The 25556-nt window shown below is 63.3% G+C and carries 27 protein-coding genes and 2 tRNA genes; 14 read left to right on the top strand and 15 right to left on the bottom strand.

Annotated elements, in window-relative coordinates; genetic code table 11:
- Positions 1 to 103 precede the first annotated feature (103 nt).
- Positions 104 to 179: transfer RNA gene (locus DXH78_RS08825), tRNA-Ile, on the bottom strand.
- A gap of 189 nt (positions 180 to 368) precedes the next feature.
- Between DXH78_RS08825 and DXH78_RS08820 the strand changes: the two genes are divergently transcribed.
- Positions 369 to 1166 (top strand): hypothetical protein, encoded by a 798-nt coding sequence (locus DXH78_RS08820; RefSeq protein ID WP_147292596.1) that lies wholly within the window; start codon positions 369 to 371, stop codon positions 1164 to 1166.
- Positions 1167 to 1227: 61 nt separating this feature from the next.
- Here the strand turns inward: DXH78_RS08820 and DXH78_RS08815 are convergent, their stop codons facing one another.
- A complete protein-coding gene (locus DXH78_RS08815; RefSeq protein ID WP_430727477.1) occupies positions 1228 to 1818 on the bottom strand; it encodes a lytic transglycosylase domain-containing protein in 591 nt (196 codons plus the stop codon).
- Positions 1819 to 2207: 389 nt separating this feature from the next.
- On the opposite strand from DXH78_RS08815, the gene DXH78_RS08810 reads away from it, so the two are divergent.
- Complete coding sequence (locus tag DXH78_RS08810) at positions 2208 to 3491, top strand: MFS transporter (protein ID WP_115516677.1); 1284 nt, start codon at positions 2208 to 2210, stop codon at positions 3489 to 3491.
- 82 nt (positions 3492 to 3573) lie between these two features.
- Here the strand turns inward: DXH78_RS08810 and DXH78_RS19840 are convergent, their stop codons facing one another.
- Both DXH78_RS19840 and DXH78_RS08805 read right to left on the bottom strand, forming a co-directional pair.
- Complete coding sequence (locus DXH78_RS19840) at positions 3574 to 3738, bottom strand: hypothetical protein (protein WP_168192749.1); 165 nt, start codon at positions 3736 to 3738, stop codon at positions 3574 to 3576.
- A 15-nt stretch (positions 3739 to 3753) separates the two neighbouring features.
- Positions 3754 to 3987 carry a hypothetical protein gene (locus DXH78_RS08805; protein WP_115516676.1) on the bottom strand — a complete coding sequence of 78 codons (234 nt, stop codon included), beginning with the start codon at positions 3985 to 3987 and terminating at the stop codon, positions 3754 to 3756.
- A 422-nt stretch (positions 3988 to 4409) separates the two neighbouring features.
- On the opposite strand from DXH78_RS08805, the gene DXH78_RS08800 reads away from it, so the two are divergent.
- The 3 genes from DXH78_RS08800 (at position 4410) to DXH78_RS08790 (ending at position 6063) form a co-directional block, all read left to right on the top strand.
- Entirely contained in the window at positions 4410 to 4664 is a 255-nt protein-coding gene (locus tag DXH78_RS08800; RefSeq protein ID WP_115516675.1) for a hypothetical protein, read from the top strand.
- 71 nt (positions 4665 to 4735) lie between these two features.
- Positions 4736 to 5680: an OmpA family protein gene (locus DXH78_RS08795; protein WP_115516674.1), complete on the top strand. Its 945-nt coding sequence runs from the start codon at positions 4736 to 4738 to the stop codon at positions 5678 to 5680.
- 77 nt (positions 5681 to 5757) lie between these two features.
- Complete coding sequence (locus tag DXH78_RS08790) at positions 5758 to 6063, top strand: hypothetical protein (RefSeq protein WP_115516673.1); 306 nt, start codon at positions 5758 to 5760, stop codon at positions 6061 to 6063.
- A gap of 6 nt (positions 6064 to 6069) precedes the next feature.
- On the opposite strand, the gene DXH78_RS08785 is transcribed toward DXH78_RS08790, so the two are convergent.
- The 8 genes from DXH78_RS08785 to dnaG all read right to left on the bottom strand — a co-directional run bounded on the left by DXH78_RS08785 (position 6070) and on the right by dnaG (position 15561).
- A complete protein-coding gene (locus DXH78_RS08785; protein WP_115516672.1) occupies positions 6070 to 6885 on the bottom strand; it encodes a lytic murein transglycosylase in 816 nt (271 codons plus the stop codon).
- Positions 6886 to 6896: 11 nt separating this feature from the next.
- Positions 6897 to 8102 carry a pyridoxal-phosphate-dependent aminotransferase family protein gene (locus DXH78_RS08780; RefSeq protein WP_115516671.1) on the bottom strand — a complete coding sequence of 402 codons (1206 nt, stop codon included), beginning with the start codon at positions 8100 to 8102 and terminating at the stop codon, positions 6897 to 6899.
- 179 nt (positions 8103 to 8281) lie between these two features.
- Positions 8282 to 8929, bottom strand: a complete 648-nt coding sequence (locus DXH78_RS08775; RefSeq protein WP_115516670.1) for a hypothetical protein — start codon at positions 8927 to 8929, stop codon at positions 8282 to 8284.
- A 4-nt stretch (positions 8930 to 8933) separates the two neighbouring features.
- Positions 8934 to 9695, bottom strand: a complete 762-nt coding sequence (locus DXH78_RS19610) for a hypothetical protein (RefSeq protein ID WP_147292595.1) — start codon at positions 9693 to 9695, stop codon at positions 8934 to 8936.
- A 210-nt stretch (positions 9696 to 9905) separates the two neighbouring features.
- Positions 9906 to 10469, bottom strand: coding sequence for a type 1 glutamine amidotransferase domain-containing protein (locus tag DXH78_RS08770; RefSeq protein ID WP_115516669.1), 564 nt, complete (start codon positions 10467 to 10469; stop codon positions 9906 to 9908).
- 60 nt (positions 10470 to 10529) lie between these two features.
- Entirely contained in the window at positions 10530 to 10916 is a 387-nt protein-coding gene (locus DXH78_RS08765; protein WP_115516668.1) for an acyl-CoA thioesterase, read from the bottom strand.
- Between the two features lie 222 nt (positions 10917 to 11138).
- Entirely contained in the window at positions 11139 to 13253 is a 2115-nt protein-coding gene (rpoD, locus tag DXH78_RS08760) for an RNA polymerase sigma factor RpoD (RefSeq protein WP_210209570.1), read from the bottom strand.
- A gap of 319 nt (positions 13254 to 13572) precedes the next feature.
- On the bottom strand, positions 13573 to 15561 hold the full coding sequence (gene dnaG, locus DXH78_RS08755; RefSeq protein WP_115516666.1) for a DNA primase: 1989 nt from the start codon (positions 15559 to 15561) through the stop codon (positions 13573 to 13575).
- A 455-nt stretch (positions 15562 to 16016) separates the two neighbouring features.
- On the opposite strand from dnaG, the gene DXH78_RS08745 reads away from it, so the two are divergent.
- Positions 16017 to 17531, top strand: a complete 1515-nt coding sequence (locus DXH78_RS08745) for a hypothetical protein (protein ID WP_147292594.1) — start codon at positions 16017 to 16019, stop codon at positions 17529 to 17531.
- 6 nt (positions 17532 to 17537) lie between these two features.
- On the opposite strand, the gene DXH78_RS08740 is transcribed toward DXH78_RS08745, so the two are convergent.
- Positions 17538 to 17987, bottom strand: coding sequence for a GatB/YqeY domain-containing protein (locus DXH78_RS08740; RefSeq protein ID WP_115516664.1), 450 nt, complete (start codon positions 17985 to 17987; stop codon positions 17538 to 17540).
- 286 nt (positions 17988 to 18273) lie between these two features.
- On the opposite strand from DXH78_RS08740, the gene carA reads away from it, so the two are divergent.
- The 3 genes from carA (at position 18274) to DXH78_RS08725 (ending at position 21214) form a co-directional block, all read left to right on the top strand.
- A complete protein-coding gene (gene carA / locus DXH78_RS08735) occupies positions 18274 to 19476 on the top strand; it encodes a glutamine-hydrolyzing carbamoyl-phosphate synthase small subunit (protein ID WP_115516663.1) in 1203 nt (400 codons plus the stop codon).
- Positions 19477 to 19536: 60 nt separating this feature from the next.
- Positions 19537 to 20175: an HAD hydrolase-like protein gene (locus tag DXH78_RS08730; protein ID WP_210209527.1), complete on the top strand. Its 639-nt coding sequence runs from the start codon at positions 19537 to 19539 to the stop codon at positions 20173 to 20175.
- Between the two features lie 85 nt (positions 20176 to 20260).
- Positions 20261 to 21214, top strand: coding sequence for an acetamidase/formamidase family protein (locus DXH78_RS08725; RefSeq protein WP_115517816.1), 954 nt, complete (start codon positions 20261 to 20263; stop codon positions 21212 to 21214).
- 73 nt (positions 21215 to 21287) lie between these two features.
- Here DXH78_RS08725 and DXH78_RS08720 read toward each other — a convergent pair whose 3' ends face one another.
- Positions 21288 to 22253 (bottom strand): ABC transporter substrate-binding protein, encoded by a 966-nt coding sequence (locus DXH78_RS08720; protein ID WP_168192748.1) that lies wholly within the window; start codon positions 22251 to 22253, stop codon positions 21288 to 21290.
- A 290-nt stretch (positions 22254 to 22543) separates the two neighbouring features.
- Between DXH78_RS08720 and DXH78_RS08715 the strand changes: the two genes are divergently transcribed.
- From DXH78_RS08715 to dapA, 5 genes are all read left to right on the top strand, one after another.
- Positions 22544 to 23236, top strand: a complete 693-nt coding sequence (locus tag DXH78_RS08715; protein WP_115516660.1) for a class I SAM-dependent methyltransferase — start codon at positions 22544 to 22546, stop codon at positions 23234 to 23236.
- 94 nt (positions 23237 to 23330) lie between these two features.
- Positions 23331 to 23406, top strand: a tRNA-Ala gene (locus tag DXH78_RS19835).
- Positions 23407 to 23510: 104 nt separating this feature from the next.
- Positions 23511 to 23717, top strand: a complete 207-nt coding sequence (locus tag DXH78_RS08710; protein ID WP_115516659.1) for a hypothetical protein — start codon at positions 23511 to 23513, stop codon at positions 23715 to 23717.
- Positions 23718 to 23915: 198 nt separating this feature from the next.
- The gene (locus DXH78_RS08705; RefSeq protein WP_115516658.1) at positions 23916 to 24173 is read left to right on the top strand and encodes a hypothetical protein; all 258 of its coding nucleotides are present in this window, start codon (positions 23916 to 23918) and stop codon (positions 24171 to 24173) included.
- A gap of 11 nt (positions 24174 to 24184) precedes the next feature.
- Positions 24185 to 25129 (top strand): 4-hydroxy-tetrahydrodipicolinate synthase, encoded by a 945-nt coding sequence (dapA, locus tag DXH78_RS08700; protein ID WP_115516657.1) that lies wholly within the window; start codon positions 24185 to 24187, stop codon positions 25127 to 25129.
- On the opposite strand, the gene DXH78_RS20105 is transcribed toward dapA, so the two are convergent.
- Positions 25124 to 25444 carry a YihY/virulence factor BrkB family protein gene (locus DXH78_RS20105; RefSeq protein WP_115516656.1) on the bottom strand — a complete coding sequence of 107 codons (321 nt, stop codon included), beginning with the start codon at positions 25442 to 25444 and terminating at the stop codon, positions 25124 to 25126. The genes dapA and DXH78_RS20105 overlap by 6 nt on opposite strands.
- Positions 25445 to 25556 lie beyond the last annotated feature (112 nt).

Below are 25556 nucleotides of genomic sequence, written 5' to 3'. Positions count from 1 at the left end.
ATCCGGCACTCCCCGATCATTTCAGCCAACTACCATTCCGAAGCGATTTGGCGCGCGGAGCATGCCGGCTGGGGCGAGCAACAGTTAGGCCGTCTGAAAAATCTGGTGGGCCCGGCAGGACTCGAACCTGCAACCAGACCGTTATGAGCGGTCGGCTCTAACCATTGAGCTACGGGCCCGGCGCCGCCGGAGCAGGTCACGGCGGACGGCATCATCTAACAAAGCGCAGGCCCTTCAGGCAAATCGGCGAAGGGGGGTGAGCCTCAGGCTTTGAACCGCGCGGGGCCGGCGGCCGCGCGCGACTCGCATTGCGTGTAATTTACAGGTCTCGCGCGGGACAAATAGGCGCGATAGCAAGCCTTTGGCGTTTGCCCCGACTCAGTTATTCACAGTTCATGCTGCCGATCTTCCGCATTATCTCAGTGGGCGGCGTATTCCTCGCCATAGCGATTCTGGCCCTGGCGCTCGTCCCGCCGGGCAGCACGCGTTTGGTCGTAGCGCAGCAAGACATCACCGCGCGCGGCCCGCTGATGGACCCGGGGCAGCACCCGGAATGGCGGCAATTTCTCATTCAGTCGGCTTTGCGCCGCGCCGGCGAGATCGAGCGCCTGCGCGAACTGCGCGACACCGTCGTTCGCCCGCCAGCTGCGCCCGAAGCCGGGGCGGCCGACGAGATGACGGTGACCGCGGCCGCGCCGCGCGTGGTCATCCGGCCCGGCGCGCTCGACGATGACCAGCCGGAGGACCCGACCGGTTCGATCGGCGGCCATGGCGGCGCCACCATTCCGATCGAGATCGGCGAAACCTCCTCGACCGAGTTGCCGGTTATCGGCATCGAGGAAACGCCGCCGGTCATTCGCATGCCGGCGCTGCAGATGCCGATGAACGATCAGGATACGCCGGCTACCCCGCCTGCGCCGTCGGCCGCGAAAGAAATCTCGAAAAAGCCCGAAGTGTCGCGCCGCGTGGTTCATCAGCGCGCGCGCCGCAAGCCCCCCGCGCCGGAGCCGCCGTCGATTCCGCCGCCGTTCAATATACTCGCGGCATTCTTTGGCAGCTTTGCAAAGGCCGAGGCCCCGGCTCAAACATCGGCGTCATCGGGCCGCGCCGCCACAACATCGCCGGCCAGCCGTCAGGCGTCCAGGGCGCGCGCCGTCACGCAATAGGCGGCGGCCACCTTATTGTCTCGGGAAATTCATGCGCGGCGCCGTGCCGCGCATTGCTTTCTCAGCGCGAATTGAGGGCAGCCGCGTCAGCGGCCCGGGCCGCTTCGGTCGGCGTCATGTCGTCCGCCGCATCGTCAGTTGCTTCAGCGGCCGCAGACGATGATGCATCGGCCATCGCCGTCGCGACAGCCGTTGCGGCGTTGTCGGCCGCCGGCAGGGTCATGCCCTTGCGCTTGGCGACATAGTAGTAACCCGCCGCGTAGTAGCGCACGGCGCGATCGGCATTGCCGTTGGCGACCCTGTAGGCGCCGGCCAGATACTTGACCGCGTAGGTCATGTTAGTGTCGGCATCGAGCAGCCCGGACACGTCGCCGCGATATCCCATGGCGCGCGCGGTGCCGAGGCGGATCTGCATCAAACCGTAATTGCCCTTGGAGATGGCGCGCGGATTGCCGCCGCTCTCGCGCTTGATGACCCGGCGCACCAGCGCTTCGGGCACGTCATGCACGGCGGCGTGCTTCGCGATCAGGCTGTCGAGCGGACTGCCATTGCCGTCCATCACCTTGCCGGCTTTCTGCGCCAGCGCCGGCGTGGCGGCGATCATGGCACCGAGAACAAGGGCAAACGACAATCCGTGGCAGACACTGCGCATCAGGTGAACTCCGATGTGGGGATGGCCCGCTTCTGGAAGCCAAGTCAGGCAACTTTGTGACGCGACACGGGCGCGGAAAGTTCCCTATTTGACTTAAATCAACGAGATCGCGCGGTTCCGATGCCTAATTTGCCCCGAGAAAACGGGGGGAACTGCCCATGCCGACCGAATCGGTCATCGTCATTTCCGGCGTCATCGCCGCCTTCACCATCTTCGCTGTTGTCCTGGCCTGGGCCGACCGCCGCACCAACCAGTCCTGATACGCCTCTTCAGACACCTCCCCGCCGACAGGGTTGGCGGAGCGGCCAAATCCGGTTAATCCCGGCAACGGGTCGTGCGGACCGCGATAGAAGCACCGCGCACGACGCCGCCGGGATTGGTCGCGCCGCATGGGAAAGAGTCTCGGTCCGATCGCATCGCTGCTGCTCGGCATCGGCTTCTTGCTGGCCGGCAATGGTCTCTTGTTCACGCTTCTGCCGCTGCGAGGCGCCGCTGAAAGTTTCGGCGCGGTTGGCCTCGGCTTTATCGGATCGTTTTATTACGTGGGCTTTGTCGCCGGCTGCGTGCTGGCGCCTTACGCGATCCTGAATGCCGGCCACATCCGCGCTTTCGCAGCCCTCGTGGCGCTCGCGGTCACGGTGGCGCTCGCTTACGGCCTTGCCCCCAACGTCTATGCCTGGGCCGGCCTGCGGCTGATGAACGGCTTCTGTCTCGCCGGCATCTATCTCGTCATCGAAAGCTGGCTCAACAGCCGCACCAGTAACGACACGCGCGGCCTGGTGATGTCGGCCTATGTGATGGTGAACTTCGGCGCCTTCACGGTCGGCCAGGTTCTGGTCACGCTCTATCCGATCGAACAGGCCGGCGGCTTCATGATCGCCGCCATCCTCGCCTCGCTCGGTATCATCCCGGTGGCGCTGACGCGGTCGGCGCAGCCGGCGCCCATCACCATCGTGCGCTTTCATCCTGTCCGGCTGTATCGCGCCGCGCCGGTCGGTCTGGTCGCAGCCTTCATGGTCGGCATTGCCAATGGCGCGTTCTGGAGTCTCGGCCCGATCTCAGCGGCGGGCAGCGGTCTCGACGTTACGCATGTCGCCATGTTCATGAGCGCGGCCACCTTGGCCGGCGCGCTGTCGCAATGGCCGGTCGGCCGGCTGTCGGATCGGATGGATCGGCGCCTGGTCCTGTTCGGAATTCTGTGTGGCGCCTCGGCCACCGGCTTGGCGCTGTGGCTGTCGGCGGCGTCCGGCACGATGCTGATTTTGTTCGGTCTCGCCTTCGGCGCGCTGACGCTGCCGTCTTATTCACTCGCCGCAGCCCACGCCTATGACAAGACGCCGGCGAGCGAAACCGTGCCGACGGCCGCTACGGTGTTGCTGGCCAACGCGTTGGGTGCTGTGATCGGCCCGCTGCTGGCCTCCGCCGTGATGCGCGGGCTCGAACCGCGCGCCTTGTTCCTGTTCATCGCGGGCACACAGGCCCTGCTCGCGGCTTATGTCTTCTACCGCACCAAGGTGCAGGCATCGCTGTCGGTCGCCGAGAAAACGGATTTCGGAATGACGGCCAGCGCCCCGGCAGGTTCGATGCTGACCCCGGAGGTACCGGACCTGCGCGACCCGTCGGTTGTGATGCCGGACGATTACGGACCGGACGAGACGCCGGACCGCCGCTGACCGAGAAGCTGCAGTGCGTAAAAAAACAAAAGCCGGAAGCTTGAAGCTTCCGGCTTTTCGTCAACAACCTTGGCAGGCTGGATCAAACGTCGGCGAACGGATATTTGCGCCGGGCGTCGCTGGCTTGCTGCAAGCCTTCCGAAAAAGCCTCGCAAAAAATCCGCACATAGTTCAGAAAGCCGCCGGTCTTGGCGACCGGCGTCCAGTTGACGCCGTGGCTCGCGATATGCGCCTTGGCAGTAGTCATCTATTCAACTCCGGATCAGAAGCGGCTGTTCGGCGACAGGAAGCGGCGCTCGATTTCGCGCTCCGCATCGTCGGTGAACTTGCCGCCGGTTTCGACGATGTAGCGGGCAACTTCACGCTCGGCCTGGCGCATACGGGCGGCCATCAGGCCGTCGAGCATGCGGGCGAAAAAGCCACGCTTCGGCGCCGCCTTGGCGGGCGCATAGGTCGTGGAGAAGGCTGCTTCGACGGTGGACGGGGTGTAGGACATGGAATTCGCTCCTGGTTAAGCCCGAGCCTCGCCATTCGCGTGGCTGCAAGGACTTGTTGCAATGCAATATATATCGCATTGCGGAATCGACTAGGTGCATCGCAACATGAAAGCTTTGCAATTTACGCATGTCGTTTATTGCTGCTGTCTCGCCGGTTTTGTTTGTTTTGTTCAAAACCGTCAGAAATGGCCCGTCCAAGGTCGTCTCCCTCCATAAGAAAGCCATTCAGCGGCCGTTTCTTAACGAATCAGCCCTTTGCCAGTCCTTGGATATCGGCCATAAGTGCATAACTGATCGCAGCAGGGCCCTGTCTCCAGGGCCCGCAATACCGTCATTTCCGTCGACTCAGTGGCCACCATCGGATACGCGCATTGCGCGGCCGGCCGAGGGCCCGGGTGCGACCGTTCCGAGGAACCTGACTATGGCCAAGAAACCGGGAAGCAATCCCAAGGGCGAATTCGTGATGTTCGACGTCGTCTATGAGGACGGGTCGCAACGCTCGAACCGCCGCGTACCCGCCGAACTGCTCGGCGGTCTCCAGAAAGATGAGCCGGCGCTCGGCTTCATCATCGAGCAGGACCGCGACATCGCCGAAAAGTCCGGCCGTGCCCCGCTGGCGATCAAGTCGATCAACCGCACCGGCGCCAAGCCGAAGAAGGCGATGGGCGCCAGATGATGGCCATCACAGTCTAGGCCGCGGTTTCGTGGTTCGATCGATCACCTTCGATCTGAACCCCGGAGCCCGCCATGCACCGCTGCGTCGCCCGACTGCTCGCCGCCTGTGCTGCCGCTTTTGTCGCAGCCTTGCCGGCACATAATGCGTTCGCCCAGAACCGCGATATTGCCGGCGCCCGCGATTATCCCGGCATTGGCCGCTTCGGCGGCAGCGTTATCACCGGCTACCAGACCAGGGATTTCGACGCCGTGCGGCTCCAGGCCGCCGCCTTCAAGGATGGCCAGCCGACCGACGCGCGGACCCTCGAAGGTCGGGTGACACGCATTGCCTATCGCACCGGGCCTGGTCCTTCGATCCTCGAAGTGTCGCGCAATTTCGAGAACCAGCTCGCCAAGGCCGGGTTCGACACGCTTCTGGCCTGCAACACCGACGATTGCGGAGGCATTCCCTTCAGCGAGAAGATCGACGCCCTGCCGATCCCCGCGATGTGGGTCGACGGCTTCGACTTCCGTTACTTTGCCGGCCATAAAAAGCAGGGCGCAGCCGACGTCTACGCCGCTGTCCTGACCAGCAAGAACAACGACAACATCTACGTCCAGCTTGTCGTCACCGTCGTCGGCGCCATGGAAAACAAGATGATCGACGCCGCCGCAATGGCCAAAGGCCTCGGCGACAAAGGTCATGTCGCCATCTATGGCATCTATTTCGACACCGACAAGGCGATCGTCAAACCGGAAAGCGCGCCGACGCTCGCCGAAATCGCCAAACTGCTCGGCGGCCAGCCCTCGCTTACCGTGTTCATCGTCGGCCACACCGACAGCCAGGGCAGCTTCGAACGCAACATGACCTTGTCGCAGCAGCGGGCCGAGGCCGTCGCCGCGGCGCTGGCCACGACTTACAAGATTCCGCGCGGCCGGATGAAAACCGCCGGCCTCGGTTTCCTGGCGCCGGTCGGCTCGAACGCCACGGATGAAGGCCGCGCGCTGAACCGCCGCGTGGAACTGGTACAGCCGTAGCGGCCGGCAAGCTTGCCATGATGAGTTTGCATTGCCGCGGCATTGTTGCGTGCCGCGTTCGGGCGTAGCCTGACTGAATGAAGACGCTGCTCCGCCTGCCTTTGCTGCGGCTGCTCGCCATCAATCTGGCGATCGGCATCACTGCGGCCGTCGTCATGATCGGCGGGCTGATGTGGCTGAACCCGCACCACCTGCGCGATCTGATCCTCGCAGACCGGGCCGGGGGCGCGGCCTTCGGGCTTTTGTTGTTTGGATTGGTCGTGACCTTCGGCAGCGTCGCCATGGGCACGGCCATCATGGCGCTCGGCCGGCCCAAAGACTCCGAACCGCGCGGCGGCAAGCCGATTGCCCTGCCCGCGACCATCCCGGCCCGCGCCCGCTAATTCTTGTTAGTTGGTATTGCCGCCGAGCTTCTCGGCGAACAGCACCATGGTCTTGCGGTAGATCTCCGAGCGATTCCACTCGCGCATGACCTGGAAATTCTCGGTGCCCTCGCCGTAGGGCTGGCCGGCGCGCCAGCCATTCACCTTCAGCAAATTCGCCGTCGAGGCCAGCACGTCCGGCACCGAGTGGCGCAGATCGACATGGCCGTTGCCGTCGTAATCGACGCCGTACTTGATGTAGGACGACGGCAGGAACTGCGTCTGCCCGAGCTCGCCGGCATAGGCGCCGACCAGATCCCTGAGCGGCAGGTCGCCGCGATTGACGATCTTGAGCGCGGCGATCAGTTCACCCTGGAAGAGTTCGGTGCGGCGGCAGTCATGCGCCAGCGTCGCCAACGTGCGCACGACCGGGCGCTTGCCCATGTCGCCGCCGCCATTGTCGGTCTCCAGCGTCCAGATCGCCATGACCAGTTCCTTGGGCACGCCGAACTGCCGTTCGACGCGCGCCAGCAACTGGGCGTGGCGCTGCAGGAGCTGGGTCGCGCGCTTGAGGCGCGCCGGGATGACGCGGGTCCTGGCGTAGTCCTCGAAGCTCTTCTTGAAGGTGTAGCGCTGGCGCTTGTCGAAGGCGAGCACCTCCTGGTCGATGGTGACGCCGGACAAGGCCTCGTTCACCACCGCGGACGAGACGCCGGCGGCTTGCGCCTCACGCCCCATCTGCGCGACGAAAACGTTGAAGTCGCCGCCGCATTTGGCGGCCTGCGCGGGAACCGCAAAAACGGACGCGGCGAGAAGAATGAATGCAGCGATGTGTTTGTTCATGACCGATTGTCTCACGCCTTCAATTCGCCCGCCAGATACGCGATCGCCGCAGCCGTGCCGCCGGAACCGTGCGGCAGCTTGAGCGCCGCCAGGCCCATCTCGATGGCGCCAAGGATTCCCAGCACCATCGGCGCATTGACATGCCCCATATGGGCGATGCGGAAGCCCCGGCCCTCCGTCTTGCCCAGCGCACGGCCAAGCACGACGCCGCATTTGAAGTTGCAGTAATCGACCAGCGGCTGGGCGCTGTCGCCGCCGCGCGTGATCACCGTCGTCACCGTGTCGCAGCGCTCGGACGGCGCGGCAATGTTGAAATCGAATGTCTGCCCTTCGCTCCACACCGCCACCGCGCGGCGCACGCCTTCGGCGAGCACGCGGTGCCGCGCGAACACATTGGCCTCGCCTTCGGTGAACATGAGATCGAGCGCGGCGCGCAGGCCGAACAGCAATTGCTCCGGCGGCGTGCCGCAATATTTGTGGTAATGCACCGGCCCGTCGCGGAACGTCCAGTCCCAATAGGGCGTGCGCATGTTCGCTTTTTTGTGCGCCTCGAGCGCACGCGGGCCGGCGGCGGTGAAGCCGAGCCCCGGCGGCGTCATCAGGCCTTTCTGCGACGCCGACATCGACAGGTCGACGCCCCACTTGTCCATCTCGAAGGGCACGCAGCCGAGCGAGGCGACCGTATCGACGCAGAGCAGCGCCTCGTGGCCGGCGGCGCGCATCGCCTCGCTGATGGCGGGAATGTCGTTGATGACGCCGGAGGCGGTGTCGATCTGCGCCACCAGCACGGCCTTGATCTCGCCTTTGGCATCGGCCTTGAGCCGCGCCTCGACCTCGTCCGGCCGCACCGCGCGGCGGAAATCGCCGGGCAGGATCTCGACCTCGGCGCCCAGCATCCTGGCGGCCTCGCCCCAGCCGATGGCGAACCGGCCGCTCTCCAGCACCAGCACCTTGTCGCCGCGCGACAGCACATTGGTGAGCGCGGCCTCCCAGGCGCCATGGCCGTTGGCGGCGTAGATGTAACAGCGGCCGGCCTGCGTGGCGAAGACGCGCTTGAGATCGCGCAGCAGGCTGTCGGTCAGCTCGACCAGCGGCCCGGTATAGATGTCGAGCGCCGGGCGGTGCATGGCCTGCAGCACGGCGTCGGGAACGTTGGTGGGGCCCGGAATGGCGAGGAATTCACGGCCGGAAGCGAGCGAGGAGACGGACTGGGGCATCGGCGGGAGGCAAGCCTTCTATTTAAAGGCGGCTCATTAGCATGATTTGGCGGGGTCAGGGATCACGATTGTTGATGGGATTTATCAGCAGCGCCCTAACCCTTTTCTGCGAAAAAGGGCGGACAACGTGGCACACAATGGCAGCGCCATTGTCCCGCCCCGCCACACGCACAGAACACCTAGACTTTAATTTTACTCATCAAACTCATGGCGTTGTCGAAAAAACCGCCTCGATCAAATACAAAAAAATGGAAAAGAAGCGTCGTTGCGATGAAGCATAAAAAATACCTTGTAAGGTGACTTAACGATCTACGATTTCGCCAAACTCGTGGCGCAAAAACAGCCGCACACGCCAGAAACGAATAAATTAATGCGGGAATCCACTCTTCGATCGTCAAAACCATCCAACTGGCCCGGGTCGATGCGGGCAACCGGTAACCTAAAGCATCGAGCATCCCGGTCGTGAAAAATCCAAATAGGACAGACAAAGTTATGAAAAGAACCGACGCCGTTAACAGGCACACAAAAAATGTTACGGCGTAACGATTGATCGTCTCCAAGGCAATAAATGGGGCGAAGAGAAATCCAGCAATCAAATAAACCGAAAGAAGAAGCGCTGCGGTCCCTGTAAAGTGTTGCACCAGGCTAAATTCAGCATCGCCAAAGAGTGTTTTTGAAACAGCCAGAAGCACAGCAAGAACAATCAACATAGACAAACTAAGGGGTATCAAATTGTCCTTCGCTTCGGGCTCACGAGCAGCGCCGATAAGCGAATGATAACTTTTCACCAAATCGTCTTTGAACAGAAGGTCGACAAGCTTTTCCATCGACTTACCGATCCCATTGAATTGTGAAGGTGGCGCCTCGATCACCGCTGAAAGTCCGCGCTTCTGTGATGTCGATTGTGAACGACGTCAGTAAAGAAACTTCATCGGCGTCGTCTTCATCTTCATCAGGCAAGGCGGCGGTAAGTGCGGGCGGCTTTAATACAAAATTAACACATGTACGGTGTTCGGATGACGCCAAATATGTAATCGTCAATAGACGTCGCGTTGCGGTCTTATATCTTGCAAAAAGCGCCGAAAAGAAGTCGGAATTTCCAAACTTAAATGAGTGCCGTGTCCCAACTGGATTGTCTGACCGATCTGCTCCCCAGTTATGATAATGCCGCAACACTCGGGAGTTATCCGTTCGAGCGTCGTGGTATTCTTGATAAGTACCAAAATGTACTTCTTTCGCGAAAGGCGCGCGCTGCTTTCTTAAACTGACAAAATTACTCCCGCCGTTACCTACAGCACTAGTTCGTATTGCAAGGTACTGGCGTGAAAGCGCCCCAACCTTGGGGGCCGCATAAATAAACCTGAGGTTCTGATTTTGCAGTTCGATTGGGAGAGAGTTGGGTGCCAATGAGAACGCGCTGCTTTTTGCTATTTCGGTCCATCCATCCCTAGATTTTAGAAAAAGACGACTTTCGGGCCCGCCTGAGGAAGCCAGCAACGGCGCCACTGGTTCGCATTTGTCACGAACTACTTGAGCAACTGCGCCCTCAACAAACGCGAACAGCGCTGCCAATAGGATAATATACTTATACATTAGCCACTCTCCCCCGGCAATAAAATAGCTCCCTTCAATTTAAGATTGCAAGAGAGGGACACCGGGTGACTTGGGGGGCGGTCGGCGCCAGAGCCCAAATGGTGATGGCCGGGACGCGCCCTGCGGGCGGCCCGGCCATGACAAGTCGCTGAGTGCGCGCCCCATCCTTCGAGACGCATCGCTTCGCGATGCGCCTCAGGATGAGGGCGCTTACGCCGCCTGGCGCTCGTGCTTGCCCTCGCGCACTTCCTCGATGATCTTCTTCGAGAAGGCCTCGAGATCGCCGGGCTTGCGCGAGGTGATCAGGCCGTTGTCGGTGACGACCTCGGAATCCTCCCACAGCGCGCCGGCATTGATCACGTCGGTCTTGATCGAGGAATAGGACGTCATCTTCTTGCCCTTGGCGATGCCGGCCTCGATCAGCAGCCACGGCGCGTGGCAGATGGCGGCCACCGTCTTGCCGGCGTCGTAGAAGGCCTTGATCAGCGCCACCGCGTCCTTGTCGGCGCGCAGCAGGTCCGGGTTCATCTGCCCGCCGGGGAGCACGATGGCGTCGTAGTCGGCGGCCTTCGCGTCGCTGAGCGCCTTGTCCACCTTCACGGCGCGGCCCCAGTCCTTCTTGTCCCAGCCCTTGATCTCGCCCTGTTCCGGCGAGACGACGTGAACCTCGGCGCCGGCAGCCTTGAGCCGGTCGCGCGGCACTTCGAGTTCCGACTGTTCGAAGCCGTTCGTGGCGAGAATGAGAATGCGTTTGCCGTTCAGTTCTGCGGCCATGGTTGATCTCCTGTTGGATGGTGGTCCTTGGGGAGACAACGACGCAGCGGCGCGGAAGGTTCACCCCGCCGGGATCGGCCGTGGCCGGCCGTTGTCGTCAATGGCGACGAAGGTGAAATTGGCGTCCGTCACCTTCTCGTGGTGCCGCGTCATGAAGCGCCGCGCCCAGGCCTCGACATGGATCTTCATCGAGGTGCGGCCGATGCTCTCGACCAGCGTATAGACCTCGAGCACGTCGCCGACTTTCACGGGCCTGATGAACGTCATGGCGTCCAGCGCGATGGTGACGGCGCGGCCGTGGCTGCGCTCGATGGCGGCGATGCCGCCGGCCTGGTCCATGCGCGACAGCACCCAGCCGCCGAAAATGTCGCCATTGGCGTTGGTGTCGCCCGGCATGGCGCTGATGCGCACCGTGAGATTGCCGCGCGGGATTTCCTGATCGCTCATGTCTCGTCCTCGAATCCGGGAAAGTTCCGGCGGCCGAGAAAAGCGCGGCGGCGCGAAGGAGGCAAGTCAGGAAACAAGTCAGGAAAAGGAAGGGCGTTTATCGCTCGTCATTCCGGGGCGCGGCCCTCAAGGCCGCGAGCCCGGAATCCATAACCCGCAGCGCTGCGGCGTATGGATTCCGGGTCCACGCACGGCGTGCGTGTCCCGGAATGACGGTGTTGATCAGTTATCCAGGAACGAGCGCAGCTTGCGGCTGCGGCTCGGGTGCTTGAGCTTGCGCAGCGCCTTCGCCTCGATCTGGCGGATACGTTCGCGCGTCACCGAGAACTGCTGGCCGACTTCTTCCAGCGTGTGGTCGGTGTTCATGCCGATACCGAAGCGCATGCGCAGCACGCGCTCCTCGCGCGGCGTCAGCGAGGCCAGCACGCGCGTCGTGGTCTCGCGCAGATTCGACTGGATCGCGGCGTCGATCGGCAGCACCGCGTTCTTGTCCTCGATGAAGTCGCCGAGGTGGCTGTCTTCCTCGTCGCCGATCGGCGTCTCGAGCGACAGCGGCTCCTTGGCGATTTTCAGAACCTTGCGCACCTTCTCCAGCGGCATGCCGAGCTTTTCGGCGAGTTCCTCCGGCGTCGGCTCGCGGCCGATTTCGTTGAGCATCTGGCGGGACGTGCGCACGATCTTGTTGATCGTCTCGATCATGTGCACCGGGATGCGGATGGTGCGCGCCTGATCCGCAATGCTGCGCGTGATCGCCTGGCGGATCCACCACGTCGCATAGGTCGAGAACTTGTAGCCGCGGCGGTATTCGAACTTATCGACCGCCTTCATCAGGCCGATATTGCCTTCCTGGATGAGGTCGAGGAACTGCAGGCCGCGGTTGGTGTATTTCTTGGCGATGGAGATGACGAGGCGCAAATTGGCCTCGACCATTTCCTTCTTGGCCTGACGGGCTTCGCGCTCGCCCTTCTGCACCATCTGCACGATCTTGCGGAATTCGCCGATCTCGACGCCGGTCTGCGCCGCGAGATCATGGACCATGCCGCGGATGTCCTTGATCTTGTCCTTCTCCTTGGCGACGAAATTCTTCCAGCCCTTCGCCGACAGCTTGGAGATGCGGTTGAGCCAGCGCGGATCGAGCTCCGAGCCGATATAGTTCTTCAGGAAATCGTCGCGCGCGACGCCATAGCTCTCCGACAGCCGCATCAGGCGGCCTTCGCTGGAGACGAGGCTCTTGTTGATCGCGTAAAGCTGCTCGACGAGTGAATCGATACGCGCCTGGTTGAGGCGCAGCGACTTCACCTCGGTGATGATCTCGTCCTTGAGCTTCTTGTACTTGCGCTCCTGCGCCGGCGACAGCGAGGTGTTCTTGAGCCGGAATTCGATGTCCTGCTCCTGCAGGCGGCGCAGCCGCTTGAAGGCATCGGCGATGTTGTCGAAGGTCTCGACGACTTTCGGCTTCAGCTCGGCCTCGATGGCGGCGAGCGACATGGAGCCTTCCATGTCGTCTTCATCGTAATCGCCTTCGGCGGCGCTCTCGGCCGGGTCCTTCTCCTCGTCGCCCGCTTCCTTGAAGGGCGTGGCGGCGGCCGGCGCGGTCGGCGCCGCGGTGGGCTGCACGACCTGCAGATGCGGCGCGCCCGGCGCGCCGTTGTTCATCGGCTTGCCGTCGGGACCGACCGGCGTCTGCATCTGCTTGGCCTCGGGACCGGCATAGGTCGCTTCCAGGTCGATGATGTCGCGCAGGAACACTTTTCCTTCGTTGAGTTCGTCGCGCCAGATGATGATGGCCTGGAAGGTCAACGGGCTTTCGCACAGGCCGGAGATCATGGCCTCGCGGCCGGCCTCGATGCGCTTGGCGATGGCGATTTCGCCTTCGCGCGACAACAGCTCGACCGAACCCATCTCGCGCAGATACATGCGCACCGGATCGTCGGTGCGTTCGGACGGCTCTTTCTTTTCGACGGTGGCCAGAGCCTTGCTCTTGGTCTCGACCAGCTCGCGGCCGGAATCGTCGTCATCGTCGTCGTCGGCTTCGTCGGTGGCCTTCTCGCCTTCCTCGTCGCCGTCGGCGTCTTCCTGCTCGATGACGTTGATGCCCATTTCGGACAGCATCGCCAGCGTGTCCTCGATCTGCTCGGAGTTCACTTCCTCCGAGGGCATCACGGCATTGAGCTGCTCATAAGTGACATAGCCGCGCTTCTTGGCGGCCTTGATCATCTTCTTGACGGCGGCATCGGAAAGATCGAGCAACGGCAGCGGCGTATCGGGCGCGCCTTCGGCTTCCTTCTCGGGAGCCTCCTCGCCCTTGGCCTGGGTGGCCTTCGCCTTTGCCGCCATCTGCTTCTCCTGGACCTTCCCAGCCATATCGTACTCCGCCTCGTTCCTTAACGCGTCAACGCGGGCATCCCAACAGCGCCGCAGACTTGGCGCGGATGCCAAAAAAGGGCCGCCGCCGGCAATGGCAGGGCCCGAATCAGGCCATGAGTGTCGTCGCGAGCCACTTAAGCCCCGATTAACCCTATAAACCCGGCGGAAAACGGCCTTATTCCCCGCCGTCGCGATCGTCCTGGCGCCCCTGCCCCACCCCTAGTGCGTGACTCGGGCGGCCGTCTCGGTCAAGCCAAAAGCTAAGCAAAATCGCTCGTTCCGGCGTCCGTCAGAGCGTCCGGGCGCCCCGCCCGGAGGAGGCGCCGAAGCCTTCGATCAGCGCCTCGGTTCCGTCCATGCGGGCGAGCCGTTCCTTGATGTCGACGAGGCGCAGATTATTGGCCTCGTTCATGTCCTGGCCCAGGGCCAGTTCGGCTTCCCTCAGCTCCCTAGTTAGGGAATGCCACTGCCGATGCAAGGCGACAAGCTGTTGCCAGGTCACCAAAACATCGTCCGGCGCGGCGTCCGGGCGCACGCCCCAGACCGAGGCGGTGGTCACCGAGGCAAAAACGCGCTCCAGCGCGTCGGACAGGCCCCGGGCGGCGAGTTTGGCGCGCAGCGTCTCGGATTCATGACCGGAGGTCAGGTCTTCGGCCTGGGCCGCGATGTCGATGAGCGCCCCCTTCACCCGCTCAGCGTCGGGGTGGCGGAACTCGATCTGGCTCAATTCCTCAAGGTGATCGTGCAGCAGCCACGGGTAATTCAAGGCGGCCTGCAGGATCAGCGCCTCGCGAGTCGGGACCGCGGTGCGGTGGCCCCGGTGGACCGGGCTCGCCGCCATCTGCTGACTGGCGACGACATAGGGACCAGCGGCACCTCGCATGGGCCCGCCGCGCTGGCCGGAAAAGCGTGGCTGCCAATTGCCGTTGCTTTGGCGAACGCCGTTCCCACCAAATTGTCCGCGCTGACCGCCGAACTGGCCGCGTCCGGCAAAACCCTGGTTCTGCGCTGGCTGAAAGAAAGAGCGCAGACGCTCGTTGAATTCCTGCCGGTAGTATTTGCGCACGGACTCGTCGGCGATTGCCGTCGTCACCTCGGTGATGCGGGTGTCGAGGGCGGCGCGGCGTTCCGGCGTGCCGAAATCATGACCTTCGGTCATGAATTGCCACAGCATCTGCGCCATCGGCTGGGCGGCGTTGATGACGTCGCGGATGGCGTCGGGACCGGCCGACCGCAACAGATCGTCCGGATCCTGCCCCTGCGGCAGCAGCGCGACCTTCAGGCTCTTGCCCGGCTTCAAATGCGGCATCGCCAAATCGACGGCCCGGCGCGCCGCGCGCAAACCGGCGCCGTCGCCGTCGAAGCACAGTACCGGCTCGTTGGTCATCTTCCAGATCAGGCCGAGTTGCTCTTCGGTCAGCGCAGTGCCAAGCGGCGCCACCGCGCCGGGATAGCCCGCCGTCACCATGGCAATGACATCGACATAACCTTCGACGACGACCACCGGCGCGCCGTCATGCGCGGCCTGCCGCGCCGCGGCGATGTTGTAGAGCGTGTGGCCCTTGTGAAAGAGCGGCGTTTCCGGCGAATTGAGATACTTCGCCGCGACATCCTTCTCCAGCGCGCGGCCACCGAAAGCGATGATACGGCCGCGGACATCGGTGATCGGAAACATCACGCGATCGCGGAAGCGGTCGAACGGCACCGGAATATCGTCGCCGGCAATGAGCAGCCCGGCCTCGACCATGTCGGCCGTGCTGATGCCGTGCGAGCCGAGATGCTCCTTCAGCGCGTAGCGATCGCCCGGCGCATAGCCGATGCGGAATTTGACCTGCGTTGCGGCGTCCAGCCCACGGTCGGCGAGATACCCCCGCGCTTTGGCGCCGGCGCGCGACGACAACGTGGTTTCGAAGAACTTCGCCGCAATCTCCATGACGTCGTGCAGCGTCTTGCGCTTGGCGTCACGGCGCTGGTCGTCTTCCGACACCTTGGGCAGCGGCATACCGGCCATCTGCGCCAGTTGCTCGACGGCCTCGGGGAAGGTCACGCCTTCGGTCATCATCACGAAGTCGAAGATCGAGCCATTCTTGCCGGAGGAGAAATCGAACCAGGCCTCCTTCTGGTCATTGACGAAGAAGGACGGCGTCTTTTCCTTGTTGAACGGCGACAGGCCTTTGTATTCGCGGCCCGAGCGGATGAGCTTGACGCGGCGGCCCACGACTTCCGAAACCGGAAGCCGGGATTTCAGCTCTTCAAGGAACTGGGGCGTAAAGCGCATAAGGCGGAAAGTCCGATTCGAACCTCCCTTAATATAGGGAGTCCGGGTCCCGATTTCCGAAACCTCGGCCTCGCGACCGAAACGGCCGGGTTTGCGAGGCTTTTCCTAGTTATGCACAGGGGCTGCACGGGAAAAAACGCCAGCCGCCGGCCGGACTGCGGCCCAAAGGCCGCCGGCTCCTTACCGCGATCCGGGGAAATACTCGATAGGGCTGTCGCCGCTTCGGCCGTAATAGACGACGCGCTTGCCGGCGATGTGGACGTGATAGCCGGCGCAGCCGGCGTCGAGGACGCGTTCGCAGAAGGTCTTGTAATCAATCTAGCCCCACTGAACGGCTTTCACCGCAGCCTCGACCGATGCCGCCGAAAACTCCACCGCCGGCGCACAGCCGGCCAGTTTCCTCTCGCGGAGGAAAGCGCCCGATCTATAATCAGACCTGGTGTGGGGGGATGTCCGTGGCCAAGCGACCCGATCTCGATCCGATCCAGGTGCAGAAGTGTGCCGAATGGGCCCGGAATCGCCTCGGCGATATCAGCGACTTCAGCAAGGCGGAGCGAAAGGCGGCCTATGCCGAGCTGCGCGCGACGCTGGAAAAATTCTATGCCGAGAAGAACTATTCGATCGCGGACAAGAAACGTGCGCTCGACGTCGCCGATGCTGCAATCGAGAGCATCGAAAAGTCCCAGGGCGGGAAAGGCACCCTCGTCGACAGCCTGTTCTCGAAAGTCACCGAGCTGTGGGCATACACCAGTCCGAGCCTGATCGCGATCGGTAGCGTCGTGTCCGCATTCGCAGACTTCCTCAAGCCGGTACTCGAGCTCACCCCGATCACGACCATCGTAGCCGGAATAGCCACGGTTACGCTCGGCGCACTTTCGACGCGCTCCGTCGAAGCGCGCTCCCGCCTGCGCAGCTTTGCGGCGGTTTGCGGCGTGATGTTCGCCTGCAGCGCCGGCTTCTGGGGATTGCAGATCATCGTCCCGGGAGCAAAGACGGAAGGGGCCATAGCCGCAGTCGTCCCGGGCCTCAGCACCATTCAGGACCGACTGTTCGCTTCGCTCGACCGCATCGAGGACGCGGCGCGCAGCGGCAAGCGCGAGGTCAGCGCCGATCCACGCAAGGAGCTTTTCAATCTCGGAATGAAGTACGACGAGGCCGATTTCATGAAGGCCTACTTCATGTGCGACAAGCGCGCACTGTCGCTCTACAAACAGGCTGGAATGAAAATTCCGCGTTACAAGGCGATCGAGTTTCTCACCAATGCGCCGGACATCGAATGCATCCGCGAATTCAAGGATGATTTCGTCGCCATTGGTCCGGATATCTGTCTCACCGAAAATTACGTGAATCCAATGATGCGGCTCAACGTGCCAGCCATCGAATGGCTGCGCGCCGGCTTCGAAAAACCGGAGAAAAAAGCCTTCATCGAGGAGATATGCGGCGCCGAGCGCCTGAAAGCGGAGTATCCGCGCCTCTATCCGCAGCCACGCCGCAGCGAACCGCCACGAATTCAGCAAGCCGCAAGTTCACTGCCTGCACCGCCAGTAACGCAGCAGCAAGCTCCGGCAGCGCAGCAGGCACCCGCATCGCTCCCTGCGCCGGCGCAGCCGCAAACGGCGATGGCTCCCTCGTCAACGCCAACGCCGGCCGACGCCGCCACCATTCGCGCCAACAGCGCGCTGACCGCCGCCGAAGTGCGCGCGCAGATCGTCGGTCCCACCAAGACCGTCAATCACAACGGTCAGCTCGATCTCACCTACGGCGCTGACGGGAAATTCGACGGCGGCGACGGCCGCCTCGGCACCAGCGGCACCTACCGGGTCGAACCGGACGGTCGCCTGTGCTGGAAGAACAGCCGTGGCACCTCCGGATGTTTTCAGTACTACCGGCAAAACGGCGCACTGTTCGTGCGCCGTAACGACGGGGGCAACACCGCCATCATCGGACCGGTGAAGGTTTCAGCCCGCTGACGCGCATTACGACAGCTTCGCCTTCACCGCGCCGCTCGCCTTGCCGAAGTCCATCTGGCCGGCGTATTTGCCGCGCAGCACGGCAATGACCTTGCCCATGTCCTTCATGCCGGCGGCGCCGGTTTCCTTGATGGCGGCGTCGATCGCAGCGGCGACTTCCGCATCCGACATCTGCTTGGGCAGGTAGGCCGTGATCACGGCGATCTCTTCCTCTTCCTGCTTCACGAGGTCGTCGCGGCCGCCCTTCTTGTACATCTCGACGGATTCTTGCCGCTGCTTGATCATCTTCTGCAGGATGCCGAGCACTTCGGCGTCGCCGAGCGGCTTGCCGGTGGTGCGCGCCTCGATATCGGCGTTCTTCAATGTCGAGTTGACCATGCGCAAGGTCGAGACCGCGCGCTCGTTCTTGGCCTTCATCGCTTCGGTCAGGGCCTTGTTGATGTCGTCGCGGATCATGGTCTTTTCCCTTCTTAATCAGATCGTCGGCCGGTGACTCCGGGGCCGAAGACCGCTTCGCGCCTGCATGCCCGGCGAATCCTTAAAACCGACCCAACGGGCGGGGGCGTGCCCTGACAGATTGGCCCGGCAACCAGACTTCGGCCGCCCCCCAGCCAGGTCTCGTGATCTGGGCCGAGCGCCGCGGCGCCCTTGTGGCACAATCCCGGATACAGCCTCAAATTGCGCGGGGACGGGCCAAACGGCCCCCTTGCCTCGCCCGGCATAATACGCAACTAAGAGGCTTATGACACAGGACAAAGCCGCCACCAGCGGAGCCTGGGCAGAGCCCAAGGCCACCGCGCTCATCGTGCTCGCCGATGGAACCGTCCTCGAAGGTTTTGGCATCGGCGCCGCAGGCCATGCCGTCGGCGAGGTCTGCTTCAACACCGCCATGACGGGCTACCAGGAAATCCTCACCGACCCGTCCTATGCCGGGCAGATCGTCACCTTCACCTTCCCCCATATCGGCAATGTCGGCACCAACGAGGAAGACATCGAGTCGCTGAACATGGCGGCCCGTCCGGGCGCCTGCGGCGTCATCCTGCGCACCGACATCACTCTGGCCTCGAACTACCGCGCCACCCGCCCGCTCAACGACTGGCTCAAGGCGCGCGGCATTATCGGCCTCGCCGGCGTCGACACCCGCGCGCTGACCGCTCTGATCCGCGAGAAGGGCATGCCGAACGCCGTGATCGCGCATGCGCCGGATGGCAAATTCGACCTGCCCGCGCTCAAGAAGGAAGCGGCGGCATGGCCGGGCCTCGTCGGCATGGACCTTGTGCCGATGGTGACCAGCGCGCAGCGCTTCACCTGGGACGAGACCGAGTGGCAATGGGGCAAGGGCTACGGCAAGCAGACCGCACCTGAATTCCATGTCGTCGCGCTCGATTACGGCATCAAGCGCAACATCCTGCGTCTGCTCGCCAGCGCCGGCTGCAAGGTCACCGTGGTGCCGGCGACCACCAGCTATGACGACATCGTCGCCTTGAAGCCCGACGGCGTGTTCCTGTCGAACGGCCCCGGCGATCCGGCCGAGACCGGAAAATACGCCGTGCCGGTCATTCAGCAGGTGGTGAAGTCGGGCACGCCGACCTTCGGCATCTGTCTCGGCCACCAGATGCTCGGCCTCGCGCTCGGCGGCACCACGCTGAAAATGCATCAGGGCCATCACGGCGCCAATCATCCGGTGAAGGACGTGACGACCGGCAAGGTCGAGATCACGTCGATGAACCATGGCTTCGCGCTCGACAAGGACTCGCTGCCAGCGAGCGTCGAGCAGACGCACTTTTCACTCTTTGATGGATCGAACGCCGGCATCGCGCTCAAGGACAAACCGGTGTTCTCGGTGCAGTACCACCCCGAAGCCTCGCCCGGCCCGCGGGATTCGCACTATCTGTTCCAGCGCTTCGTCGAACTGATGCGCGAGAAGAAGAAGGCGAAGGTGTAGCCTTCGTCATTCCGAGACGCGCATAAAATGCGCGGCCCCGGAATGACGGCTGATAGAACCATGTCTTATCGCCTCGCCATCTTCGACTTCGACGGCACGCTGGCGGATTCGTTTCCATGGTTTACCGGCGTCATCAACGACACCGCCGACAAATTCCGCTTCCGCCGCGTTGAGCCCGACGAGATCGACGGCCTGCGCGGCAAGTCCTCGCGCGAGATGATGCAGATTCTCGGCGTGTCGGCGTGGAAGCTGCCCTTCATCGCCCGTTACATTCGCAAACGAAAAGCACAGGACCTCGCCGGCATTCCGCTGTTCGCCGAGGCGTCGTCGGCACTCGGGCGGCTGCACGAGGCTGGCGTCACGCTCGCCATCGTCAGTTCCAACTCGGAGGCGAACATTCGCAAGATGTTCGGCCCGGACACGGCGCGCCTGATCGCGTATTACGAGTGCGGCTCGTCGCTGCACGGCAAGGCCAAGCGCTTCCGCAAAGTGCTGCGCAAAAGCGGCTTCGCCACGCATGAGGCCATCGCGATCGGCGACGAACTCCGCGACATCGACGCAGCCCGCGAGGCCGGCATCGCCTTCGGTGCCGTGACCTGGGGCTATACCCACGGCGCGGCGATGAAAGCGGCCGGCCCGGACTTCGCCTTCGAGGCTTTCGACGCGATGGTGCAGATCATCGCCGGCGCGGCGCGTTGACAGCCCCCTTTGGCCAGATAACATAGCTACATAACGAAGCTATTTGCCGCGCGCCCTGCGGCGCGCCAGCAGTGAGTCGAACCCGATGCGCGATCCCATCCATCACCGGCTCGACGCAGCGCCCGACACGGTTCACTGGGGCTATTTCAGCGCGGCGCTGCCGCCGCGGCTGACCATCGACAGCGGCGACCGCGTCACCATCTCCGCCGTGTCCGGCGGACCGGACATCCTGCCGCCGCCGCCGCTCGTCGTGCCGCAGGCGCAGCGCGACATCCACGCCAAGGTCACCGACAAGATGCCGGGCGCGATCCTCACCGGGCCGGTCGAAGTGCGCGGCGCCAAGAAAGGCCAGACGCTGCAGGTCGACATCGAGCACATCGAGCCGCTGTGCGGCTGGGCCTATCATTCGATCCGGCCGCTGGTCGGCGCCCTGCCCCACGATTTCGACGAGACCCGCGTCATTCACCTGACCGTTGACGAGCAGCGCACCGCGTGGCGGCTGCCCTGGGGCCAGCAGGTGCCGTACAAGCCGTTCTTCGGCATCATGGCGGTCGCGCCGCCGGCCAACTGGGGCAAGATCTCTTCGCTGCCGCCGCGGCAGAACGGCGGCAATATCGACAATTGCGAACTCGGCGCCGGCTCGACCTTGTATCTGCCGATCTTCACCGACGGCGCACTGTTTTCAACCGGCGACGGCCACGGCGCGCAGAGCGACGGCGAGATCGGCATGGCCTGCGAGGCCGGGCTGATCGGCACGTTCCGCCTCACCGTGCGCGACGACATGCCGTTGCAATGGCCGATGGCGGAGACGCCGACGCATTACATCACCATGGCCTTCGACCCCGACCTCGACGATTGCGTGGTCATTGCGTTGCGGCTGATGCTCGACCTCATGGTCGCGCGCACCTCGCTCGACCGCTACCAGGCCTATGCGATGATGAATCTTGCCGCCGACCTGCGCGTCACGCAGGTGGCGAACGGCGACAAGGGCATCCATTGCATGATGCACAAGAAGTATTTCGAGCCGCTGCCGGCATAATCGCCCGCGCAAAAAGACACCCGCCCTCGATGAGAGAGCGGGTGCTTGAGGCGCCGCAGGATCGCGGACGCGATTACTTCTTCGTCGTGTAGAGAATGTCGAGCAGATCCTTGGTTTCATCGGCCGTCAGCGGCTTGTCGATGAATTTGGCGGCGACGGCCTGCGCCACCAGCGTGTCGAAGCCGCGCACCGGGCCGAAGGCGAGCGCGTCGCGCTTGTAGAAGGCAAGACCCTTGGCCGCGATTTCCGGTGTCACCTTGTTCAGTGCGGCATAGCTCTTCGACGATTCGCCGATGTTGGCGTAAGCCCAGTCGATGCACTTATCGAGCACCTCCATGAACTTCTGCGCCACCGCACGGCGCTTCGTCACGAACTCGTTGCTGCCGATGATGACGCGGCCGGTCAGCTGCGCCTGCGACTTCACATCGTCGCCGGAGAACAGAACGCGGATCTGACCTTTCTCGACCGCATCGAGGCCCGACGGCGGCACCGAGAAGCCGACGTCGATCTGCTTGGTCATTGCCATCGTGAAGGTGGCATCGAGCGCGCCGGTCGAAATCGCCTTGAACTCCATATTACGTTCGGCCTTCAGCGCCAGCAGGATCGCCTCGCTGGCGCCGCCGGGGCGCGAGAAGGCCACGGTCTTGCCCTTGATGTCGTCGATGGTCTTGAGCGGGCTGTCGGCCGGCACATAGAAATACGAGTCGTTCTGGCCGATGAATTCCGAGCTGATGATCTTGAACTTGCCGCCCTGGCGGTAAGCGGCGAGCACCGAGTTCGTGCCCGGCGAATAGCCGATGTCCATGCCGCCGACGAGCACCGACTGCACGTTTTCCGAACCGCCGCGCGTCGACGTGATTTCGACATCCAGCCCGGCCTTGGCGAATTCGCTGCGCTCCTTGCAGAAGGTCGGCTGCGTCGTATCCCAGAGGCCGACGAAGGTGGTCGCGACTTTCACTTTTTCCATCGGCTGAGCCGACGCGGCCTGACCGAAGGCCGCCAGACACAGCGCCGATGCGATAACAAGCTTGGCACCCATGACAAACACTCCCCTCTTGTTGAATAAACCGCCGCGCGAAACCGGCGAATATGTTAACATAACTAAGTAATTTGAATGATATTGTAGCCGGCTTCCAAGTCAAAGCGTATTTGGCCGCAGGGTGGACTGTCGCGTTGCGGGAAGGCTGCTGCCGCCTCAATCGGCGATGGGAGGCGGCCGGGCCGCGACACACGCACCCGCTGGCAGGGAACGATGGGCCTGCGACGTCATTGTCGCGCGCGGTCCGGTGTGCCATCTGTCCGCCGGGCGGCCGCTGGAGCGCACAGCGCATGGACTGGATCAGCTTCTACGACTTCAAGCACTCAGTGATCTATGTGAATGGGCGTCACCGCGACGTCCATTACCAGACCATTGCGCAGGACATTCGCGCGCTGGTGCCGGCGCCGGACGCCATCGTCATGGATTACGGCTGCGGCGAAGCGACCAGCGCGGCGCTGGTGGCGGAAGCCTGCGGCCATCTCACGCTGGTCGAGGCGGCGCCGAACGTGCGCGCAGCCTTGCGCGAGCGCTTTGCATCCCATCCGAAAATGTCGGTGATGAGCCCGGACGAGGCGGCGCAGACGGCGGACGGTTCGGTGGACATGATCGTGCTGCACTCGGTGGCGCAGTATCTCACCGGCGCCGAACTCGACGCCATGATGGCAACGTTTCGAAGGCTGCTCAAACCCACCGGTACCTTCGTGCTCGGCGACATCGTGCCACCGCAAATGGCTTCGGTCTGGGCGGCGCTGTCGCTGCTCAAATTCGGCGCGGCCAACGGCTTCTTCTGGGCCGCGGTCGGCGGCCTGATCCGCATCCTAGTATCGGATTATTTCACGCTGAAGAAAACGCACGGCCTTTCGCACTATACCGAGGCCGAGGCGCTGGCGAAGCTGAAGGCCGCAGGCTTCGTGCCGCGGCGCGCCGCGCACAATATCGGCCACAACCAGCACCGCATGACGTTCCTGTCGAAGCCGGCGTGAGCGGCGCGCGGCCTTTGACGCTGCGTTAACCGCAAACCAAAATGTCGCAGGCGCTTAACACCCTTGTGAACGGCCTGCGCTAGTATCGCGTCATGGCCCGGTGGCGGAGCGTGTACGCAAAGGACCCTGCAAGGTCCTTCACCCTGGTTCAAATCCAGGCTGGGCCTCCATCTTTCAGCCCCCTCGCCGCGCCGGCGGATACCCGTTCCGTCATGGACAGCGGCCGGTGCGAATAGTATGACGCTGCCGGTTCGAACGGCGGCAGGCAGGCTGAATGTCAAAGCAGGAACAGCGCGCGGAGGCCGAGCGCCTGATGCGCGAGGCGATGGAGCGCAAGGGACTTGCCGTCAAGCACGGCGACACCCGCATCGAGACCAAGTGCGGCAAGTGCGGCGCCGTCAACAAGGTCGAGGCCAAGGCCGGCGAGACCCGCGTCATGTACAAGTGCAAGGACTGCGGCCACGAACAGCGGGCGATGTGATCGCGCTGTTGTTTTGAGTCGTTTTCTTCACGCGAACCGGTGCCGGCTTCGCTTGAAAACGCTGTCGCCGGACCTCCCGCCTCTCTTTATGCCGCCCTTATGAGGCGGCGGCCATTTCCTCATCGAAAGCCTATGGGTCTGCGCTCATCTTCCTGACGTGCCGGACGTTGACCGGCGCTGGAATCAGGAGATGTCGTCATGAACCGTTCGGAGCCTTCCTGTAGCGGGCGTCCTTCACGCTCCCCTGCTCCCTTCCTGATCGGCCGCGACAGCCACGGCTGCTGGGTCGCGCAACAGCAGGACGGCAAGAGCGGCGGCCTATTCGCCGACCGCGGCGAAGCCATTCGCTTCGCCATGGCCGAGAACGGCCGCCACCCTGAAGACATCATCATGGTCGCCGGCGTGCTCGAACTCGACACACAAGGCACCACACAACAGCAACCGCGTGCGGCCTGAGGCGTCCAGCCATGCGTATCGTGACCAAGCTGACCGGCTTTGCGCCGGCGCTGCCGACGCCGTTCACCGAAGACGACCGGATCGACCTCGAAGCGTTCGCGCATCTGTGCCAGTTGCAGCTTCGCGCAGGCGCGACGGCCCTGGTCGTGTGCGGCACGACGGGCGAAGCGCCCACACTCACCTTGGATGAGCGGAAACTGCTCATCGCGACCGCGGTGAATATCGCAGGTGGGCACATTCCGGTGATTGCCGGCGCCGGCTCGAACGCCACCGAGCGCGCGATCGAGCTGACGCGCCAGGCGCACACCGCCGGTGCCAACGCCGTACTTTCGGTCGTTCCCTACTACAACAAGCCGACACAACGCGGGATGATCTTCCACTTCGACGCCATCCGGCGGGCCTGCGGCATACCTGTCATCGTGTATGACGTGCCGTCGCGCACCGGCAGCGCCCTGACTGACGAGACCGTGATCGCACTTGCCGCCATGCCCGGCATTATCGGCCTCAAGGATTCGGCCGGCGATGCCGGCCGCGCGGTGCGGTTGCGCCGCCATGTCGGCGACGAATTCCGCCTGCTGTCCGGCGATGACGCCACCGCCATGGGCTACATCGCCAGCGGCGGCGATGGCTGCATTTCGGTGAGTTCGAATGTCGCGCCGGGACTGGCGCGCGAAATGTTTCTGGCGTTCCGTCAGGGCCGCATGACCCGCTTGAAGCAGTTGAGCCTAGCGTTCGCCCGGCTCACTGATGCGCTGTATCGTGAGACCAATCCGGCGCCGGTGAAATATGCCATCGGCACGTTGCTGGGACACGTCTCGCCGGCGGTACGACTGCCTTTGGTCGAAGCGACATCCGAGACGCAGAAGGCAATCTCCGAGGCCATTGACTATCTAGACAAGTATTACCCGGACTACCTGCTCGACGCGTCGTTCGAACAGCAGCGCGATGCGTCATGAAGCGCGGCCGAACCCGTCACTCCGCTTGCCGATGCCGCCCTCTTCCGGCTCCGGCACAGACCACATTTCGTTGTCGATCTCGGAATTCAGTTCGGCGCCGACCAGCACCACGGTCACGGTCATCCAGAGCCACATCATCAGGCCGATACCGGCGCAAAGCGATCCGTAGGTCGCCTCGTATTGCGCGAAACTTGCCAGATACCATGACAACAAGGCCGAGCCGCCCAGCCAGGCGACGACGGGAAAAACCGCGCCGACCCTGAGCAGTGCCGGCCGGTGCCGGATCGGGCTGACAATGCGGTCCGGGATGCCCATGGGGAACAAGGGCACAAACGTCGCAAGGTTTCGGCATTTCTGGGGCGATCACAGCCGAAAGCGCCCTAAAAGGCTGCTAAGTAGTTGTGGCCGAAAGGGTCCTAAAGGCTTC

This window comes from Undibacter mobilis (assembly GCF_003367195.1).
GTDB classification, from domain to species: Bacteria; Pseudomonadota; Alphaproteobacteria; order Rhizobiales; family Xanthobacteraceae; genus Pseudolabrys; species Pseudolabrys mobilis.
This window is presented reverse-complemented; position numbering and strand designations above follow the sequence as displayed.

Excerpts from the sequence above, each read along its gene's own strand:
- DXH78_RS08780 (WP_115516671.1), bottom strand. The coding sequence starts at position 8,102 with ATGCCCCAGTCCGTCTCCTCGCTCGCTTCCGGCCGTGAATTCCTCGCC.
- DXH78_RS08815 (WP_430727477.1), bottom strand. The coding sequence starts at position 1,818 with ATGCGCAGTGTCTGCCACGGATTGTCGTTTGCCCTTGTTCTCGGTGCC.
- DXH78_RS20105 (WP_115516656.1), bottom strand. The coding sequence starts at position 25,444 with ATGGGCATCCCGGACCGCATTGTCAGCCCGATCCGGCACCGGCCGGCA.
- DXH78_RS08705 (WP_115516658.1), top strand. The coding sequence starts at position 23,916 with ATGAACCGTTCGGAGCCTTCCTGTAGCGGGCGTCCTTCACGCTCCCCT.
- DXH78_RS08800 (WP_115516675.1), top strand. The coding sequence starts at position 4,410 with ATGGCCAAGAAACCGGGAAGCAATCCCAAGGGCGAATTCGTGATGTTC.
- DXH78_RS08805 (WP_115516676.1), bottom strand. The coding sequence starts at position 3,987 with ATGTCCTACACCCCGTCCACCGTCGAAGCAGCCTTCTCCACGACCTAT.
- DXH78_RS08785 (WP_115516672.1), bottom strand. The coding sequence starts at position 6,885 with ATGAACAAACACATCGCTGCATTCATTCTTCTCGCCGCGTCCGTTTTT.
- rpoD (WP_210209570.1), bottom strand. The coding sequence starts at position 13,253 with ATGGCGGCAAAGGCGAAGGCCACCCAGGCCAAGGGCGAGGAGGCTCCC.
- DXH78_RS19610 (WP_147292595.1), bottom strand. The coding sequence starts at position 9,695 with ATGTATAAGTATATTATCCTATTGGCAGCGCTGTTCGCGTTTGTTGAG.
- DXH78_RS08810 (WP_115516677.1), top strand. The coding sequence starts at position 2,208 with ATGGGAAAGAGTCTCGGTCCGATCGCATCGCTGCTGCTCGGCATCGGC.
- DXH78_RS08710 (WP_115516659.1), top strand. The coding sequence starts at position 23,511 with ATGTCAAAGCAGGAACAGCGCGCGGAGGCCGAGCGCCTGATGCGCGAG.
- DXH78_RS08720 (WP_168192748.1), bottom strand. The coding sequence starts at position 22,253 with ATGGGTGCCAAGCTTGTTATCGCATCGGCGCTGTGTCTGGCGGCCTTC.
- carA (WP_115516663.1), top strand. The coding sequence starts at position 18,274 with ATGACACAGGACAAAGCCGCCACCAGCGGAGCCTGGGCAGAGCCCAAG.
- DXH78_RS08730 (WP_210209527.1), top strand. The coding sequence starts at position 19,537 with ATGTCTTATCGCCTCGCCATCTTCGACTTCGACGGCACGCTGGCGGAT.
- DXH78_RS08775 (WP_115516670.1), bottom strand. The coding sequence starts at position 8,929 with ATGGAAAAGCTTGTCGACCTTCTGTTCAAAGACGATTTGGTGAAAAGT.
- DXH78_RS08790 (WP_115516673.1), top strand. The coding sequence starts at position 5,758 with ATGAAGACGCTGCTCCGCCTGCCTTTGCTGCGGCTGCTCGCCATCAAT.
- DXH78_RS08770 (WP_115516669.1), bottom strand. The coding sequence starts at position 10,469 with ATGGCCGCAGAACTGAACGGCAAACGCATTCTCATTCTCGCCACGAAC.
- DXH78_RS08715 (WP_115516660.1), top strand. The coding sequence starts at position 22,544 with ATGGACTGGATCAGCTTCTACGACTTCAAGCACTCAGTGATCTATGTG.
- dapA (WP_115516657.1), top strand. The coding sequence starts at position 24,185 with ATGCGTATCGTGACCAAGCTGACCGGCTTTGCGCCGGCGCTGCCGACG.
- DXH78_RS08725 (WP_115517816.1), top strand. The coding sequence starts at position 20,261 with ATGCGCGATCCCATCCATCACCGGCTCGACGCAGCGCCCGACACGGTT.
- DXH78_RS08795 (WP_115516674.1), top strand. The coding sequence starts at position 4,736 with ATGCACCGCTGCGTCGCCCGACTGCTCGCCGCCTGTGCTGCCGCTTTT.
- DXH78_RS19840 (WP_168192749.1), bottom strand. The coding sequence starts at position 3,738 with ATGACTACTGCCAAGGCGCATATCGCGAGCCACGGCGTCAACTGGACG.
- DXH78_RS08740 (WP_115516664.1), bottom strand. The coding sequence starts at position 17,987 with ATGATCCGCGACGACATCAACAAGGCCCTGACCGAAGCGATGAAGGCC.
- dnaG (WP_115516666.1), bottom strand. The coding sequence starts at position 15,561 with ATGCGCTTTACGCCCCAGTTCCTTGAAGAGCTGAAATCCCGGCTTCCG.
- DXH78_RS08765 (WP_115516668.1), bottom strand. The coding sequence starts at position 10,916 with ATGAGCGATCAGGAAATCCCGCGCGGCAATCTCACGGTGCGCATCAGC.